Origin of the sequence: Rhizobacter sp. OV335, assembly GCF_900142965.1 — a bacterium.
Taxonomy (GTDB): domain Bacteria; phylum Pseudomonadota; class Gammaproteobacteria; order Burkholderiales; family Burkholderiaceae_C; genus Rhizobacter.
In genome coordinates this window covers 110,925-125,889 of the sequence record NZ_FRCQ01000017.1, presented here as the reverse complement: position 1 = coordinate 125,889, position 14,965 = coordinate 110,925, and the positions used below count along the sequence as shown (strand labels likewise).

At 70.1% G+C, this 14,965-nt stretch carries 18 protein-coding genes; 5 read left to right on the top strand and 13 right to left on the bottom strand.

All coding sequences use genetic code 11. From position 1 onward, the window contains the following. Positions 1-18: 18 nt before the first annotated feature. The 3 genes from BUE42_RS18350 to BUE42_RS18340 all read right to left on the bottom strand — a co-directional run bounded on the left by BUE42_RS18350 (position 19) and on the right by BUE42_RS18340 (position 1,597). Positions 19-393, bottom strand: coding sequence for a DUF5615 family PIN-like protein (locus tag BUE42_RS18350; RefSeq protein WP_073466693.1), 375 nt, complete (start codon positions 391-393; stop codon positions 19-21). Positions 394-399: 6 nt separating this feature from the next. Continuing rightward, positions 400-630 carry a DUF433 domain-containing protein gene (locus tag BUE42_RS18345; protein ID WP_073466692.1) on the bottom strand — a complete coding sequence of 77 codons (231 nt, stop codon included), beginning with the start codon at positions 628-630 and terminating at the stop codon, positions 400-402. Between the two features lie 61 nt (positions 631-691). Further along, a complete protein-coding gene (locus tag BUE42_RS18340) occupies positions 692-1,597 on the bottom strand; it encodes a LysR family transcriptional regulator (RefSeq protein WP_073466691.1) in 906 nt (301 codons plus the stop codon). A gap of 112 nt (positions 1,598-1,709) precedes the next feature. Here BUE42_RS18340 and BUE42_RS18335 point away from each other — a divergent pair, with 112 nt between their 5' ends. Together BUE42_RS18335 and BUE42_RS18330 are read left to right on the top strand one after the other, a co-directional pair. After that, complete coding sequence (locus BUE42_RS18335) at positions 1,710-2,894, top strand: MFS transporter (RefSeq protein ID WP_073466690.1); 1,185 nt, start codon at positions 1,710-1,712, stop codon at positions 2,892-2,894. 13 nt (positions 2,895-2,907) lie between these two features. Continuing rightward, complete coding sequence (locus BUE42_RS18330) at positions 2,908-4,146, top strand: SGNH/GDSL hydrolase family protein (protein ID WP_073466689.1); 1,239 nt, start codon at positions 2,908-2,910, stop codon at positions 4,144-4,146. Position 4,147: 1 nt separating this feature from the next. Here BUE42_RS18330 and BUE42_RS18325 read toward each other — a convergent pair whose 3' ends face one another. From BUE42_RS18325 to BUE42_RS18280, 10 genes are all read right to left on the bottom strand, one after another. Beyond that, positions 4,148-5,356: a lactonase family protein gene (locus BUE42_RS18325; protein ID WP_073466688.1), complete on the bottom strand. Its 1,209-nt coding sequence runs from the start codon at positions 5,354-5,356 to the stop codon at positions 4,148-4,150. Positions 5,357-5,480: 124 nt separating this feature from the next. Then, positions 5,481-5,681, bottom strand: a complete 201-nt coding sequence (locus BUE42_RS18320; RefSeq protein ID WP_073466687.1) for a zf-HC2 domain-containing protein — start codon at positions 5,679-5,681, stop codon at positions 5,481-5,483. Then, complete coding sequence (locus tag BUE42_RS18315; RefSeq protein ID WP_073466686.1) at positions 5,678-6,235, bottom strand: sigma-70 family RNA polymerase sigma factor; 558 nt, start codon at positions 6,233-6,235, stop codon at positions 5,678-5,680. The genes BUE42_RS18320 and BUE42_RS18315 overlap by 4 nt, the downstream gene beginning before the upstream one ends. Before the next feature lie 35 nt (positions 6,236-6,270). After that, positions 6,271-6,666, bottom strand: coding sequence for a D-ribose pyranase (rbsD, locus tag BUE42_RS33470; protein ID WP_073466685.1), 396 nt, complete (start codon positions 6,664-6,666; stop codon positions 6,271-6,273). Beyond that, positions 6,663-7,568 carry a ribokinase gene (rbsK, locus tag BUE42_RS18305; RefSeq protein WP_200798987.1) on the bottom strand — a complete coding sequence of 302 codons (906 nt, stop codon included), beginning with the start codon at positions 7,566-7,568 and terminating at the stop codon, positions 6,663-6,665. Before rbsK ends, rbsD begins: the two co-directional genes overlap by 4 nt. Next, on the bottom strand, positions 7,565-8,638 hold the full coding sequence (locus BUE42_RS18300) for a LacI family DNA-binding transcriptional regulator (RefSeq protein WP_235002432.1): 1,074 nt from the start codon (positions 8,636-8,638) through the stop codon (positions 7,565-7,567). Before BUE42_RS18300 ends, rbsK begins: the two co-directional genes overlap by 4 nt. Then, on the bottom strand, positions 8,635-9,648 hold the full coding sequence (locus BUE42_RS18295) for an ABC transporter permease (RefSeq protein WP_073466683.1): 1,014 nt from the start codon (positions 9,646-9,648) through the stop codon (positions 8,635-8,637). The genes BUE42_RS18300 and BUE42_RS18295 overlap by 4 nt, the downstream gene beginning before the upstream one ends. A 20-nt stretch (positions 9,649-9,668) precedes the next feature. Continuing rightward, positions 9,669-11,240, bottom strand: a complete 1,572-nt coding sequence (locus BUE42_RS18290; protein WP_073466682.1) for a sugar ABC transporter ATP-binding protein — start codon at positions 11,238-11,240, stop codon at positions 9,669-9,671. A gap of 25 nt (positions 11,241-11,265) precedes the next feature. After that, the gene (locus tag BUE42_RS18285) at positions 11,266-12,225 is read right to left on the bottom strand and encodes a sugar ABC transporter substrate-binding protein (protein ID WP_073466681.1); all 960 of its coding nucleotides are present in this window, start codon (positions 12,223-12,225) and stop codon (positions 11,266-11,268) included. A 259-nt stretch (positions 12,226-12,484) separates the two neighbouring features. Continuing rightward, positions 12,485-12,829 (bottom strand): H-NS histone family protein, encoded by a 345-nt coding sequence (locus BUE42_RS18280; RefSeq protein ID WP_073466716.1) that lies wholly within the window; start codon positions 12,827-12,829, stop codon positions 12,485-12,487. Positions 12,830-13,064: 235 nt separating this feature from the next. Between BUE42_RS18280 and BUE42_RS18275 the strand changes: the two genes are divergently transcribed. Genes BUE42_RS18275 through trxC form a run of 3 tightly spaced genes read left to right on the top strand, consistent with a single transcriptional unit; the run spans position 13,065 to position 14,893 of the window. Next, positions 13,065-13,802: a phosphatase PAP2 family protein gene (locus BUE42_RS18275; protein WP_073466680.1), complete on the top strand. Its 738-nt coding sequence runs from the start codon at positions 13,065-13,067 to the stop codon at positions 13,800-13,802. A 58-nt stretch (positions 13,803-13,860) separates the two neighbouring features. Beyond that, positions 13,861-14,451: an SIS domain-containing protein gene (locus BUE42_RS18270; protein ID WP_073466679.1), complete on the top strand. Its 591-nt coding sequence runs from the start codon at positions 13,861-13,863 to the stop codon at positions 14,449-14,451. A gap of 19 nt (positions 14,452-14,470) precedes the next feature. Continuing rightward, positions 14,471-14,893, top strand: coding sequence for a thioredoxin TrxC (gene trxC / locus BUE42_RS18265; RefSeq protein ID WP_073466678.1), 423 nt, complete (start codon positions 14,471-14,473; stop codon positions 14,891-14,893). Positions 14,894-14,965 lie beyond the last annotated feature (72 nt).

The following is a 14,965-nucleotide window of genomic DNA, read 5'->3' as shown; positions in this document are numbered from 1 at the left end:
CGCCGCGCGGTCAGCTGATCAGCGCTTCACTTGCAACGGCAACAAGCGCAAGCGCGCGCGCTTCGTGTCGATCGTCAGCAGCGCACCGTCCTCTAGCTCGGCCGTCATCTGGCGCAGCGCGGCAACCACGTACAAGCCGATCGCAGAGGGACTCACGTCCTCGGCGCGGATCTGCACGACGCTCGGCTTGTCACCTTGGGTCGCAGCCAGCATGGCGCCGAAGTCCAGGTCGTGCGTCAGCACGACGTAGTCGTGTTCGGCCGCATACGCCATGATCAACGGGTCGGGGGCATCGCAGGCACCCAGTGTCGACCAATGGCGGGCTTCGATGCCGGCAGCATTCAAGACACCGATCCATCGAGGCGACAGGTTCATGTCGACGAGAAGACGCATCCTGCGTCACACACCGGCCAACTCGACCTCGCGCTCGTCGGCGCGCCAGGCGGCATAGCGCAACGCCTGCAGGATGTCTTCCCGCTCAAGATAGGGGTAGTCGGCCAGGATGTCATCGACGCTACGGCCCGCGCCGACCTGCCCCACCACCATTCCCACGGTGACTCGCATGCCGCGGATGCAGGCCTTGCCGCCCATCATGTCAGGTCGCTGTGTGATGCGTTCCAGGGGTCCCATGTCAGCTCCTTGTCGCAACGCGAACGATGGTAGAGAGTATCTCCTCGCGGCAGCGGCGCGGCTAGCCGATCCGCACGTTCTCGACCAGGAAATCCAGCAGCGCCCGCACCCGCGACGGCAGGTGCCCGCCCTGGCCGACGAACACCGCGTGCACCTCTTCGACATCGCCGGGGTTGAAGTCTTCCAGCACCGCCACCAGCCGCCCGGCCGCGATGTCGTCGCGCACCTGGAACGCCGCCAGCCGCGCCAGCCCGAGGCCGGCCACCGCGAGCCGGCGCAGCGATTCGCCGTCGCTCACCTGCGCAGTGCCGTTCAGCGCCACCGGCACGACCTGCCTGTCCTGCAGCAGCGGCCATCCCTCCAACGCCCGCGCATAGGTGAAGCCCAGGCGGTTGTGCGCGGCCAGGTCGGCCGGCGTGACCGGCGTGCCGCGCTGCTGCAGGTAGGCCGGCGAGCCGACGATCAGCTTGCGCGTCTCGCCCAGCTTGCGCGCCAGCAGCTGCGAACTCTTCAGCGGCCCGGCCCGCACCGCGACATCGGTGCGGCGCTCGAGCAGGTCGATCACTTCGTCGGTCAGCACGATGTCGAGCGTGACCTCGGGGTGCAGCGCCAGGAAGGCCGGCACCAGCGGCAGCAGGAAATGCTCGCCGAACGGCACGTTGACGTTCACGCTCAGGCGCCCGCGCGGCGCATCGTTGGTGGCCGCACCGCGCTCGGCTTCGTCGAGGTCGGCCAGCACGCGCACCGCGCGCTCGTAGAACACGCAGCCTTCGGGCGTCAGCTGCACCTGCCGCGTCGAGCGGGTGAGCAACCTCACCGCCAGCCGCGCCTCGAGCCGCCCGACCAGCTTGCTGACCGCCGACGGCGTCATCCGGAATGCCCGCGCCGCGGCCGAGAAGCCGCCCAGCTCGACGACCCGCACGAACACCTCCATCTCGCCCGAGCGGTTCACATCCAGTCGTGCCATGCCGGTCCTCGCTGATGAAATCGGTTCACAAGTGCTTTTCCGCCGGGCAGTCTAGTCCAAGACGTAGTTTGAACTCATCATTCCCGACTCAACGGCATCTGAATTCACAGTCATGAAGAACACCAAGCTGGCGCTGTATGCGCTGACCGTCGGCGCCTTCGGCATCGGCGTCACCGAGTTCGTGATCATGGGACTGCTGCTCGACGTGGGCACCGATCTCGGCGTGTCGGTGTCGTCGGCCGGGCTGCTGATCTCCGGCTACGCGCTGGGCGTCGTGGTCGGCGCGCCGCTGCTGACCGCGCTGACCCAGCACTGGCCGCGCAAGACGCTGCTGCTGGCGCTGATGGCAGTCTTCACGCTCGGCAACCTGAGCTGCGCGCTGGCGCCGACCTACGAGCTTCTGATGGCCGCGCGCGTGCTGACGGCGCTGGCGCACGGCAGCTTCTTCGGCGTCGGCTCGGTCGTCGCGACCGGGCTGGTGCCGCCGCAGCAACGCGCGTCGGCGATCGCGATCATGTTCACCGGCCTCACGGTGGCCAACATCCTCGGCGTGCCGTTCGGCACCTGGCTGGGCCAGCACTTCGGCTGGCGCGCCACCTTCTGGGCCGTCAGCGCGGTCGGGCTGCTGGCGATGGCGGCACTGGCGCTGTTCGTGCCGGCCCAGCCCGCGAACCGCGACGGCAGCTCGCTGCGCGCCGACCTCGACGCGCTGCTGCGCCGCCCGGTGCTGCTCGGCTTCGCGACCACGGTGCTCGGCTTCGCGGGGCTGTTCGCGCTGTTCACCTACATCGCGCCGCTGCTGACGCAGGTCAGCGGCTTCAGCGCCGCCGCGGTGTCGCCGATCCTGCTGGTGTTCGGCGGCGGCCTGGTGATCGGCAACCTGGCCGGCGGCAAGCTGGCCGACAAGCACCTCGCCGGCACGGTGCTGGGCTCGCTGGCGGTGCTGGCGATCGTGCTGGCGCTGACCGGCTGGGCGCTGCACAACCAGGTGGCGGCGGTGCTGTTCGTCGGGCTGCTCGGGGCCGCGTCGTTCGCGACCGTCGCGCCGCTGCAGATGTGGGTGCTGGACAAGGCGCAAGGCGCCGGGCAGAGCCTCGCGTCGAGCTTCAACATAGCAGCCTTCAACCTGGGCAATGCGCTCGGCGCGTGGCTCGGGGGCGCGGTGATCGCCAGTGGACCAGGGCTCGCGTCGCTGGCCTGGGTGGCGGCGCTGCTGCCGCTGGCCGGCCTCGCGATCGCGGCGCTCGCGATGACGCTGGACCGCCGGCCGACCGCGATCGCCTCCGCCAACGCCTGACCAAGGACACCCCATGACAGCACGCCGCACCCTGCGGCGCGGCCTCGCCGCGACCGTGTCTGCCCTCGCCTGCGTGGCCGCATTGCCTGCGGACGCCGGCACCTGGATCCCCAGCTGGACCGCCAGCCCCGAGGCGAGCTGGGGCGCGGAGTTCGCGCTGCCGACAAGCACGCCGCCGCTGCTCGACAACCAGACACTGCGCCAAGTCGTCCGGCTGAGCCTCGGCGGGCACCGCGTGCGGCTGCAACTGTCGAACGAGTACGGCAGCGAGCCGCTGGTGATCGGCGCGGCGCAGGTGGCGCTGGCCTCGGCACCTGGACGCGGCCGCGTCGTGACCTTCGGCGGGCAGGCCGGCGTCATCGTGCCGCCCGGCGCGCCGGTGCTCAGCGATCCGGTGGAGTTCGAGGTCGCGCCGCTCGCGTCATTGGCGGTCAGCCTCTACTTCCCGAAGCCGACCTCGACGCAGACTTTTCATTGGGACGGCCGGCAGGCCGCATCGCTCGCGCCCGGCAATCAGGTGGCTGCCGCACAGCTCCCACCCACGCCGGGCCTGACCGCGCGGATCTTCCTCAGCGCCATCGCGGTCGAAGCGGACTCGCCGCGCGGCAGCGTCGTCGTGACCGGCGATTCGATCACCGACGGCAACGGCGCGACGATGGATGCCGACACGCGCTGGCCCGACTTCCTGGCCGCGCGCCTCGCGCCGCAGCGCATCGCGGTGCTGAACGCCGGCATCTCGGGCGGCCGCCTGCTGACCGATGGCATGGGGCCGAGCGCACTCGCGCGCTTCGACCGCGACGTGCTGATGCAACCGCACGTGCGCAGCGTGATCGTGCTGATCGGCATCAACGACATCAGCTGGCCGGGCACCGCCTTCGACCCGCAGCGCAGGCCACCCGAGCTCGCCGAGTTGATCGCGGGCTACCGCCAGCTGATCGCCAGTGCCCACCGGCGCGGCGTGCGCGTGCTGGGCGCGACGCTGACGCCGTTCGAGGGTGCCCTCGCCGGCACGCCGCTCGCGGACTACTTCCAGCCGCACAAGGACGCGCTGCGCCGGCAACTCAACGCGTGGATCCGCGACAGCGGCGAGTTCGATGCGGTGATCGACTTCGACGCGCTGCTGCGCGATCCCGCACAGCCGTCGCGCCTGCAGCCGGCGTTCGATTCCGGGGATCACCTGCACCCCGGCGACGCCGGGCACCGCGCGATGGCCGACGCGGTGCCGCTGCGGGCGCTGCTGCGCCGGCCCTGACTCAGATGCCGACCATGCCCTGCAGGCTCAGGTGCGTGGCGGTGCCGATCACCGTTTCGCCGAGCTTCGCCAGCGAGCCGTTCAACCCGATCGCGTAGGCCACGACCTTGTCGTCGCCGAGGTAGGCGGTGTAGAGGAACTTGCTGTCCGGGCTGATCCATGAATCGGCCGCGACGCTGTTGATGCCGGCCTGCACCGAGGGCTCGAGTGCCGCCGTGGCGTCGAGCAGCGTCAAGGTGTTGCCGTTGATCGCGTACGACGAGATCGATCCCGAACCGTTGCCGACGAACGCGGTCTTGCCGTCCGGCGTGACGACCAGCCAGCACGGCGCCGCGGTGCCCGGCGCGCTGGCCTGCCCCAGCGCCGCGAGCGCACCGGTCGCCGAGAACGAGAACGCGTTCAGCGACTGCGTCGAGATGCCGGTGGACAGGTAGACCGGCGATGCCGCCCCGGGCACGAAGGCCCCGGCGAACGGCGTGGCCAGCACGCCGGCCGACGTGACCGGCGCGCCGAGCGTGCCGTCTGCCGCGATCGGGAACGACAGGATCGCGTTGCTGCCGGTGCCGGCGCTGACCACCGCGAAGCCGCCGTCGGGCGACACGATGACCTGCGTCGGCGCGGCCGTCGCGAGGCCGCCGAGTGCCAGCAGGTCGTAGCTGCCGAGCTGCGTCAGGCCGCCGTCGGCCTCGACCTTGAACGCCGCGAGCTGCGAGGCACCGCCGATGAAGGTCGCGTACAGCACGCCGTGGTTCAGCGCCAGGCTGTTCGGGATGTGGCCGGCCGCCGTGCTGCTGCGCTTCTTCAGCGTCAGCGCGCCGGTGGACGGGTCGACCGCCATCACCGAGATCGAATCGTCGCCGCCGTTGACGACGAACAGCGTCGAGCCGTCGGGGCTCGCGATGATGCTGTGCTGGCTGACCAGCGAATCGGGCACCGTGTTGCCGGCGGCATTGACCGCGTTGGTGCCGGCGCCGCCGGTCGGCGTGGTCTCCTTGCGCACCAGGGTGCCATCGGCCTGGCGCGTGAAGTGCACGATGGCGTTCGCCGTCTCGTTGGTCTCGGTGTAGAGCTGGTGGGACAGCACCGGCTGCGGTGCGGGGGCCGGTGCATCGTCGTCGCCGCCGCCGCAGGCGGCAACGAACATCGTGGCGGCGAGCGCGGTGGCGAGCAGTGCGACGCGGTGGTGGGCAGGCTTCCTGGCGTTGTTCATGATGTGGCTCCTTCGAATGGTGTGGGCAACGCCAAGGCCTTGGCGTTGCGGTTCGTCGAAGGAAGCCGGGGTCACTTACCCGCTGGATGCACCCATTCCAAAATGTGATCCCGGCGTGATCTTGTCAATCGCCGCGGCCAAGCTTGCGCAGCGCGTCTCGCAACACCCCCAGCTGCCCCTGCACGTTGCGGCACATGCTGCAGGCCGTCAGATGGGCGAGCAGCCGCCGCTCGTCGTCCGGCGGCAGCGGCGCGTCCTGCGCGGCGCTCAACAGGTGGGATGCGGCGCGGCAGTCGATGTCGTCGTCTTCAGCCGGCTCGCTCATGCCGCGTCCTTGAACCAGCGCAGCTGCAGGCACTCGCGCAGCTGCATGCGCGCGCGGTACAGCATCACGCTGCAGTTGTTGCTGGTGATCTGCAGCTCGCCGCAGATACCGTCGATCTCCAGTTCGAGCCACTCGCGCATCATGAAGATGCGCGCGAGCTTCGGAGGCAGCTTGTCGATGCACAGCTGCAGCGTGTCGAAGAACTGCGCCTGCTCCAGCGCCCGTTCGGGGTGCTGCCAGGCCGGTGGCGCCTCGCGCCAGTGGCCGTCGGCCGCGAACAGCGCGTCGAGCGCGTCGTCGACGCTCTGCTCGCCCAGCGGCTCGACGTGGATTTCGCGCCCGCGCCGGCGCAGCACGTCGATGATCTTGAACTTCAGGATGCCGGTCGCGTAGGTCTTCAGCGAGCTGCGGCCCTCGAAGCGTTCCGGTGTCTCGAGGATGGCCAGCAGCGTTTCCGACACCACGTCTTCGGCCAGGCTGTCATGGCGCAGCTGGAGCTGCGCGAACCGCAGCAGCGGTTGGTGCAGGCTCGACAGTTCGGCGGCGATGTCCATGGGGCGAGACTGTATCGCGCCAGGGCCTGTCGGCACTAGAACACGACGCCGGCGTACAGCAGCAGGTTGGCGTACGGCGTGAACTCGCCGCTGCGCACGATCGCGCGCGCCGACGCGCTGCGCCGCTTCAGCTCGTCGTGCGACAGCCGCTCCACCGGCACGCCCTGCATCCGGGCCCCCACCTGTTCGACGAAGCCGGGGCTGCGCTGCAGCGCCTCGTCGGCCAGCGCGATGCGCTCCACCTGCATCTCGCTGAGGATCGCCTGCAGCACCTGGTCGAACGACGGCACGCCGCGCGTCAGCGCGAGGTCGATGCACGGCGTGCCCACCGGCACCGGCAGCCCGGCATCGGCGATCACGACCAGGTCGCCATGGCCCAGGCCCGCCACCAGCTGCGACAGGCCGCGGTGCAGCAGCGGCGTCTTCTTCACGAGGGCGAGAGCGCCGGTTGCAGGTCGCGCACGAACGGCATCGAATCGATGGTGCCGGGCCGCGCCACGCTGAAGGCCGCGGCCTGCTGCGCATGCGCGATGGCCGCGTGCAGTTCTGCCCCGGCGCAGCGCGCGGCCGCGAACGCGCCGATGAAGGTGTCGCCCGCGCCGGTGGTGTCGACGGCCTTCGTGCGCGGTGCCGGCGCGTGCACGTTGGCACGCTCGTCGGCGCACTGCACGCCGTCGGCGCCCAGCGTGACGATCACCGTGACCGGGCCGCGCTCGCGCAGCCGCGCCGCCGCGTCGGCCGGCGCGAGCGCCTCGCCGAGCAGCACCGCCGCCTCGCTCTCGTTGGGCACCAGCACGTCGACCTGCTGCAGCAAGGCCGCCGGCAAGGCCTGCGCCGGTGCCGGGTTCAGCAGCACCGGCACGCCCGCCGCATGGGCGATCGCGATGGCCCGTGTCACCGCGGCGAGCGGCGATTCGAGCTGGCACACCAGCAGCGCCGCCGACGCGATCAGCGCCGCCGCCGCCTCGACCTGCGCGACATCGAGCGCCGCGTTCGCGCCGGCCGACAGCGCGATGCTGTTCTGCCCGTGGTCGTCGACCAGGATCATCGCGACGCCGGTCGGCTGCGCCACCTCGGCCAGGTGCGCGATGTCGACGCCCTCGGCCGCCAGCCGGCGCCGCGCCTCGCGCCCGTGGTCGTCGGCACCGACGCAGCCGATGAAGCTGACCGCCGCGCCGAGCCGCGCCGCGGCCACTGCCTGGTTCGCGCCCTTGCCGCCCGGCAGCACCTTGAACTCGCGGCCATGCACCGTCTCGCCGGGCCCCGGCAACCGTTCACAGCGCAGCACCAGGTCGGCATTGACGCTGCCGAGCACGACAATCCGTTGCGTCATGACGGCACCGGCCCGGTGGACTGCCGCACCGTCAGCGACGGCTGCAGGATCTCGCGCTGCAACGCCCGCCCGCGGTCGGCGATGCGCTGCATCAGCAGCTGCGCCGCCAGCTCGCCGGTGCGGTGCTTGGGCTGCGCGACGGTAGTCAGCGGCGGGTTGCTGTAGGCCGACAGCGCGATGTCGTCGAAGCCGATCACCGACAGGTCTTGCGGAATGCGCAAGCCCTGCGACGCAGCCGCGCAGATCGCGCCGATCGCCATCAGGTCGTTCGAGACGAACACCGCGGTCGGCTGCACGCCGCCCTGCAGCAGCGAGGCCATCGCGGCATGGCCGCCGGCGCTCGTGAAATCGGCGCTGCGCAGCAGCCGGTCGTCGACCGACAGGCCGGCCTCGCGCAGCGCGCGGTGGTAGCCCAGCACGCGCTGGCGCGCCGACGACAGCGTCTGCGGCCCCGCGATGCAGGCGATGCGCCGGTGCCCGAGCGACAGCAGGTGCTCGGTCGCGATCACGCCGCCGGCCTCGTGGTTGACCTCGACCAGGTCGGCCTCCAGGTCGTCGATCTCGCGGTCGACCACCACCTGGGGCATGTTGGCATCGCGCAGCGTGTCGAGCAGCTCGCCGTCGGCGCCGGACGACATCACGATCAGCCCGTCGACCTGCTTCTCGCTCAGCAGGCGCACGTAGGTGCTCTGCTTCAGCGGGTCGTCGTCGGAGTTGCACAGGATCACGTTGAAGCCGGCCTCGTAGCAGGTGTCCTCGATGCCGCGGATGATCTCGGCGAAATACGGGTTCGAGCTGTTCGGGATCATCATCCCGACGGTGTGCGTCCGGTTGCTCTTCAGGCTGCGCGCCAGCGCGCTCGGCACGTAGCGCAGCTCCTCGATCGCCTGCTGCACCCGCTGGCGCGCCGCCTCGCTGACGAAGCGCGTGCCGTTGACCACGTGCGACACCGTCGTCACCGAGACCTGGGCCTGCAGCGCCACGTCCTTGATGGTGCTGATGCGGGCCGGCACACGGGCCTCGCGCCCGGTGCTGCGTTCGCCGCTCTCGTTGCGCTCGCTGCCGTTCATCGCGCGGCACGCTGCGCCAGCCGTGCGCGCAGCACGTCCAGCACCACCGCGAGGATGATGACGAAACCGGTGACCATCTGCCGAAGGAAGTCGCTCATGCCGATCAGGATCAGGCCGTTGGCCAGGACCCCGATGATGCACGCGCCGAGCAGCGTGCCGATGATCGAGCCGCGCCCGCCCGACAGGCTGGTGCCGCCGATGATCACCGCCGCGATCGCATTCAGCTCGAAGCCGATGCCCGAGATCGGGCTCGCGATCGTCAGCCGCGTCATGTAGATCACCGCGCCGACGCCAACCGCCGCGCCGCAGATCACGAAGGCCGCGATCTTGTAGAAGCGCACGCTGTGGCCGGCCAGCCGCACCGCCTCTTCGTTGTTGCCGATGGCGTAGACCAGGCGGCCGAACACGGTGCGGTTCAGCACGAACCATCCGGCCGCCACCAGCGCCAGCGCCACCAGGAAGATCGCCGGCACGCCCAGCAGCGTGGCGCTGCCGAAGTTGTTGAAGGCGTCGGGGAACTCGTAGATGGAACGGGCCTGCGTCCATTGCAGCGCCGCGCCGCGCGCGATGTTCAGCATGCCCAGCGTGACGATGAACGACGGGATCGCCCACCAGGCCGACACCGCGCCGTTGACCAGCCCGCAGGCCGCGCCGACCGCGATGCTCGCCGCCAGCGCGAGCACGATCGCCATGGCCGGGTCGAGCCCGTCGAGCTTCAGCACCGTGCCGGCCACCACCGCGCAGAGCGCCATCACCGAGCCGACCGAGAGGTCGATGCCGCCGATCAGGATCACGAAGGTCATGCCGACCGCGAGGATCACGTTGATCGAGATCTGCGTGAAGATGTTGGTGATGTTGCCGGCGGTCAGGAAGATCGGCGACAGCAGCGCGAACACGCCGAGCAGCACCAGCAACGCCAGCCCGATGCCGGCCTCGCGCAGCACGAGCGCGGCGCGGTCGCCCATCGAGGCGCCGGCGGAGGGGGACGGTGTCAGGTTCATCGTTTGCATCGGATCCAGGCCTTCTGTTGCTAGGCCGCTTGTGGCGGACGAACAAGGTATTCACGGTAGGCCATCGCGAGGATGGCCTCTTCATCGAACTGCGCGCGCGGCAGCTCGCCGACCAGCACGCCGCGGCTCATCACCAGCATGCGGTCGCACAGGCCGATCAGCTCGCGCAGGTCGGACGACACCACCAGCACCGCCATGCCCTGCGCGGCCATGCGCTCCAGCAGCGCGTGGATCTCGGCCTTGGCGCCGACGTCGACGCCGCGCGTCGGCTCGTCGAGCAGCAGCACCTTCGGGTCGCGCAGCAGCCACTTGCCGAGCACCACCTTCTGCTGGTTGCCGCCCGACAGCTGGCGCACCGGCTGCGCGATCGACGCGAGCCGGATCTGCAGCTCGCCGACCATGCGGCGCGCGGCCGCGTTCTCGGCCTCGGCGCTCAGCAGCCCGCCGCGCGACACCGCGCCGAGCCGCGCCAGGCTCAGGTTGGCGCGGATCGGCATGTCGAGCACCAGGCCTTCTTCCTTGCGGTTCTCGGTGACGAGGCAGATGCCGTGCGCGAGGGCATCCTTCGGGCTCGCGATGCGCACCGGCCGGTCGTCGCGGAAGACCTGCCCGGCGGCGGCGCGGTCGGCGCCGAAGATCGCGCGCAGCGTCTCGGTGCGGCCGGAGCCGACCAGGCCGGCCAGCCCGACGATCTCGCCGTAGCGCAGGCTGAAATCGATGCTGGGTGCATCGCGGCGGCCGGCGTGGCGCAGGCCTTCGACCCGCAACGCCGTGGGCTGGCTGGCATCGATTGCAGGTGCGACGCGCGCCGGCCGCTCGACCAGCTCGCGCCCGACCATCAGGCGAACCAGCTCGCCGGTCGAGGTGCCGGCCATCGGCTGCGTCGCGACGTGGCGGCCGTTGCGCAGCACCGTGACGCGGTCGCACACCTCGAACAGCTCCTGCAGGTGGTGCGACACGAAGACCACCGTGACGCCGTCGCCGCGCAGCTTGCGGATGATGGCGAGCAGGCGGTCGGTCTCGCGCGGGGTCAGCGTCGCGGTCGGCTCGTCCATGATGACGATGCGCGCCGTGCCACCGCGCTGGTTCGACAGCGCCTTCGCGATCTCGAGCAGTTGCTGCTGCGCCATGCCCAGCGTGCCGACGCGGGTGGCCGGCGACAGCTCGTCGAGCCCGACCAGAGCGAGCAGCTCGCGTGCACGCCGTTCCATCGCAGCGCGGTCGAGCAGACCGAGCCGGGTGCGCGGCAGCCGCTCGAACAGCAGGTTCTCGGCCACCGACAGCTCGCCCAGCATGTGCAGCTCCTGGTGCACGACGCGGATGCCGGCGCGCATCGCGGCCAGCGGCGACTGCGGCGCGTAGACCTCGCCGAACAGCCGCATGCGGCCGGCGTCGGGGCGGTCGGCGCCGCACAGGATCTTGATCAGGCTGGACTTGCCGGCGCCGTTCTCGCCGGCCAGCGCGTGCACTTCGCCGCGCATCAGCGTGAGGTCGACGCCGTCGAGCGCCGTCACGCCGGGATGCCGGCGCGTCAGCCCCTGCAGCTCGAGCGCGACGGTGGCGCTGGTTGCGGTGTTGGTGGTGCTGTCCACGCGCGGGCTCCCTGGGCAGCGCGAACTACTTGAGGTTCTTGGCGGTGACCAGCTCGATCGGCGTCTTGACCCAGCCCTTCAGCGGCTGCTTGTCCTTGCGCGACTTGATGCCGTAGTCGATCGCGTTGGCGGCCATCTCGGTGCCGAACTGGTCGACCGTCGCGAGCACCTTGCCCTGCTTGATCAGCGGGCGGATCGCCGGGATGTTGTCGAAGCCGACCACCTTGATCTGCCCGGACTTGCCCGCGGCATCGAGCGCCTTCGAGACGCCGAGCGCCATCGAGTCGTTGGCGACCATCACGCCCTTGATGTCGGGGTTGGCGGTCAGGATGTTCGTGAAGACCGCGTTGGCCTCCTCGGTCTCCCAGTGCGCGGTCTGCGACGCGACGATGTTCAGCTTGCCGGCCTTGGCCGCGTCCTCGAAACCGAGCTTGCGCTGCAGCGCGTTGTCGGCGCCGGGGTTGCCTTCGATGATGACGATCTTGGCGCCCGGGCCGATCGCCTTGGCGAGTTCATCGCCGGCCAGCTTGGCGCCGGCGCGGTTGTCGGGACCGACGAAGGCGAGGTCGAGGCCGGCCTTCTTCATCGCCGCCGGGTCGAGTGCCACGTCGAAGTTGACGACGGTGATGCCGGCCTTCAGCGCCTTCGCGACCGGTGCGACCATCGCCCGCGAATCGGCCGGCGCGATCACGATCACGTCGTACTTCTGCGTCACGAAGTTCTCGACCGCGGCGGTCTGCGCGTCGAAGTCGGTCTCGGACTGCATGCCGACCGCCTTCAGCGTGAAGTCGCCGCGCTTCTTCTCGTGGGCAAGCGCGCCTTCGGTCATGTTCTTGAAGAACTCGTTGGCCAGCGATTTCATCACCAGCCCGACGCGCGGCTTGGCGTCATCGGCGTGGGCGGCGGTCAGGAAGAAGCCGGCAGCCAGGGCGGCGGCGGCCACGGCGATGCCGCGGCGTTGGCGGCTGTGGAAAGCGATCGTCATGTTGTGTGTCTCCTCGAAGCGTGGATTGTTGCCCGGGCAGCGGGACGGTCAACCGCCCGGACGGTACTTCGTTCGCACCACGTTCTTCGTTGCGGCGGTCCATCTTCATACGCAAACGTTTGCGCGAACGTTTGCTATTTAAGGACCATCGCGTTGGAGTCACCAGAGGGAATACCCGGGTGATTGAAGCGGAGCGGGCCGAGCGCCGGGCCGCATCCCCCCGGGGGATCGGTCGACGTACTCGTCGACCGAGGGGTCGTCATTCCACGGCGAAATCAGACAGCTGCTTGCCGGACGTCAACGCATCGCGCAGCCACTTCGGACGCGGGCCACGGCCGCCCCAGACGTTGCCGGACTCGTCGCGGAACTTCACCTCGCCGCCCGCCTTCTTGCGGCCGCGCTTCGCAGTGACCTTCTTGGCTGCGGCCAGCTTCGGGCCGCGCTTTGCGCCGCCCAGGCCCAGGTCGGCGGCCGTCAGGCCATAGGCCTCGATCGCTTCCTTGATGCGTACGACGACGCCTTCGATTTCCTTGCGTTGCAGCTTCTCCGCTTCACGCGTGAGGTTTGCGATCTCTTTTTTCAGTTGGGCCAGAGTTTTCGACATCGGAGTTTCCATGAGTTGCGACAGGCGCCGCCTCCCGTGCCGGTTCTTGATTGACCGACTTCCTTCGTACGCCGAGACCAGGGCTGCACACCGCGGACTGAGCCCCGGATGTGCCGGCGCGACCATATCACACGGCATCCCGAGGGCCCATCCCACGTGACGCAGTTGACACTGCCGGATCGTTGACGGGTTCGACTAAGGCGGGCCTAAGTCTGGGTCGCGAGCATCGCGACCCATGGTGGCTCCCGTCTATCCGTCAACACCGGCCCGGCATGCGCTCACGCTGCGCGCCGACCTGCTGGTCGTGCTGCTGTCGCTGGCCGTGCTGCTCGCCTGGGACCTGAGCGGCCTGGACCTCGCCCTCACCTCGTGGTTCGGCAACGCCCAAGGCTTTGCCTGGCGCGACCGCTGGCTCACCGGCACGCTGCTCCACGACGCCGCCCGCTGGCCGGCCTGGGCGCTGTTCGGCGTGCTGCTGGTCGGCATCTGGCGCCCGCTGCCCTTCGCCCGCGGCCTGACGAAGCGGGAGCGGGTCTGGTGGGTGACGACCACGCTGGCCTGCGTGATCCTGATTCCGCTGCTCAAGCGCAACAGCGCCACCAGTTGCCCCTGGGACCTCGCCCGCTTCGGTGGCGACGTGCTCGACTACGTGCCGCACTGGCAGTTCTGGAAGCGCGACGGCGGCTCGGGCCAGTGCTTCCCGTCCGGCCACGCGTCGACGGCGTTCTCGTTCCTGGCGGGCTGGTTCGCGCTGCGCCGCGCATCGCCGGTGGCGGCACGCCGCTGGCTGGCCATCACGCTGGCTTGTGGCAGTGTCTTCGCCTGGGTGCAGGTGATGCGCGGCGCGCACTACCTGAGCCACTCGCTGTGGACCGCGTGGGTCTGCTGGACGGTCTGCGTGCTGGCCTCGCACACCGCCCGATGGGGCCGCATCGTGCCGGCCACGACCGGACTGGGCGCGGCCAAGGGTTAACCTTCGGGGCATTGCGGACGGGCTGGCCGTCCCCAGATGTCCTGATGGAACACCCGACATGATCGAACACATCCAATCCAACCTGCGCGAAGCCCAGCGCGCGCTCGACGCGCTGCTGTCCGATGGTCCGGCGCTCGCGAGCGTCGAGCAGGCCGCCGCGCTGCTGATCCAGGTCTTCGAGCGCAAGGGGCGCGTCTACTCGTGCGGCAACGGCGGCTCGATGTGCGACGCGATGCACTTCGCCGAAGAACTCACCGGCCGCTACCGGAATGACCGCCCGCCCCTCGGCGCCGCCGCGATCAGCGACGCCAGCCACATGAGCTGCGTCGGCAACGACCTCGGCTACGAGCAGGTGTTCTCTCGCTATGTCGAGGCGCACGGCCGGCCGGGCGACTGCCTGCTGGCGATCAGCACCAGCGGCACCAGCAAGAACATCCTGCGCGCCGCCCGCGTCGCGAAGGAGCAAGGCCTGTCGGTGATCGCGCTGACCGGCAAGCGCAACCCCGAGTTCGAGGCGCTCGCCGACGTCTACGTCTGCACGCCGGGGGGCCGCTATGCCGACCGCGTGCAGGAGCTGCACATCAAGGTGTTGCACATCCTCATTGAACTCATCGAGCGCCGGTTCTTCCCTGAAAACTACGCTGCCTGAGGACGGCAAGGAGCCCTGCATGCAACTCGTCTGCCCTTCGTGCCTGACCCGCAACCGCGTCCCCGATGCGAGGCTGGGCGACGATCCGCTGTGCGGCCACTGCGGCAAGAGCCTGCTGCCATCGCACCCGATCGAGGTCGACGATGCGAGCCTGGAGCGGCATGTCGCCGGCAACGAGATGCCGCTGCTGGTGGACTGCTGGGCCGAATGGTGCGGCCCGTGCCGCTCGATGGCGCCGCAGTTCGAGGCGGCCTCACGCCAGTTGCCCGGCGTGCGTTTCGCGAAGCTCGACACCGAGGCCGCGCAGCGCAGTGCGGCCGCCTATGGCATCCGCAGCATCCCGACATTGCTGCTGTTCCGCGGCGGCAAGGAGGTGGCCCGCCGCAGCGGTGCCCTGCCGGCACAGGAGATCGTCTCGTGGGTGCGCTCGCAGGTCGCGTAGCCTTCCCGCTTCCGTTGTACTCGCGGGTTTTTCGAAGGGCCATCTCAGCAATTCGCTGATGGCCCGGCATGG

Coding starts and splice junctions, on each gene's coding strand:
- rbsK (WP_200798987.1), bottom strand. CDS start 7,568: ATGACGCAACGGATTGTCGTGCTCGGCAGCGTCAATGCCGACCTGGTG.
- BUE42_RS18285 (WP_073466681.1), bottom strand. CDS start 12,225: ATGACGATCGCTTTCCACAGCCGCCAACGCCGCGGCATCGCCGTGGCC.
- BUE42_RS18315 (WP_073466686.1), bottom strand. CDS start 6,235: ATGGACATCGCCGCCGAACTGTCGAGCCTGCACCAACCGCTGCTGCGG.
- BUE42_RS18320 (WP_073466687.1), bottom strand. CDS start 5,681: ATGAGCGAGCCGGCTGAAGACGACGACATCGACTGCCGCGCCGCATCC.
- BUE42_RS18330 (WP_073466689.1), top strand. CDS start 2,908: ATGACAGCACGCCGCACCCTGCGGCGCGGCCTCGCCGCGACCGTGTCT.
- trxC (WP_073466678.1), top strand. CDS start 14,471: ATGCAACTCGTCTGCCCTTCGTGCCTGACCCGCAACCGCGTCCCCGAT.
- BUE42_RS18350 (WP_073466693.1), bottom strand. CDS start 393: ATGCGTCTTCTCGTCGACATGAACCTGTCGCCTCGATGGATCGGTGTC.
- BUE42_RS18300 (WP_235002432.1), bottom strand. CDS start 8,638: ATGAACGGCAGCGAGCGCAACGAGAGCGGCGAACGCAGCACCGGGCGC.
- BUE42_RS18335 (WP_073466690.1), top strand. CDS start 1,710: ATGAAGAACACCAAGCTGGCGCTGTATGCGCTGACCGTCGGCGCCTTC.
- BUE42_RS18325 (WP_073466688.1), bottom strand. CDS start 5,356: ATGAACAACGCCAGGAAGCCTGCCCACCACCGCGTCGCACTGCTCGCC.
- BUE42_RS18345 (WP_073466692.1), bottom strand. CDS start 630: ATGGGACCCCTGGAACGCATCACACAGCGACCTGACATGATGGGCGGC.
- BUE42_RS18295 (WP_073466683.1), bottom strand. CDS start 9,648: ATGCAAACGATGAACCTGACACCGTCCCCCTCCGCCGGCGCCTCGATG.
- BUE42_RS18340 (WP_073466691.1), bottom strand. CDS start 1,597: ATGGCACGACTGGATGTGAACCGCTCGGGCGAGATGGAGGTGTTCGTG.
- BUE42_RS18270 (WP_073466679.1), top strand. CDS start 13,861: ATGATCGAACACATCCAATCCAACCTGCGCGAAGCCCAGCGCGCGCTC.
- BUE42_RS18280 (WP_073466716.1), bottom strand. CDS start 12,829: ATGTCGAAAACTCTGGCCCAACTGAAAAAAGAGATCGCAAACCTCACG.
- BUE42_RS18275 (WP_073466680.1), top strand. CDS start 13,065: ATGGTGGCTCCCGTCTATCCGTCAACACCGGCCCGGCATGCGCTCACG.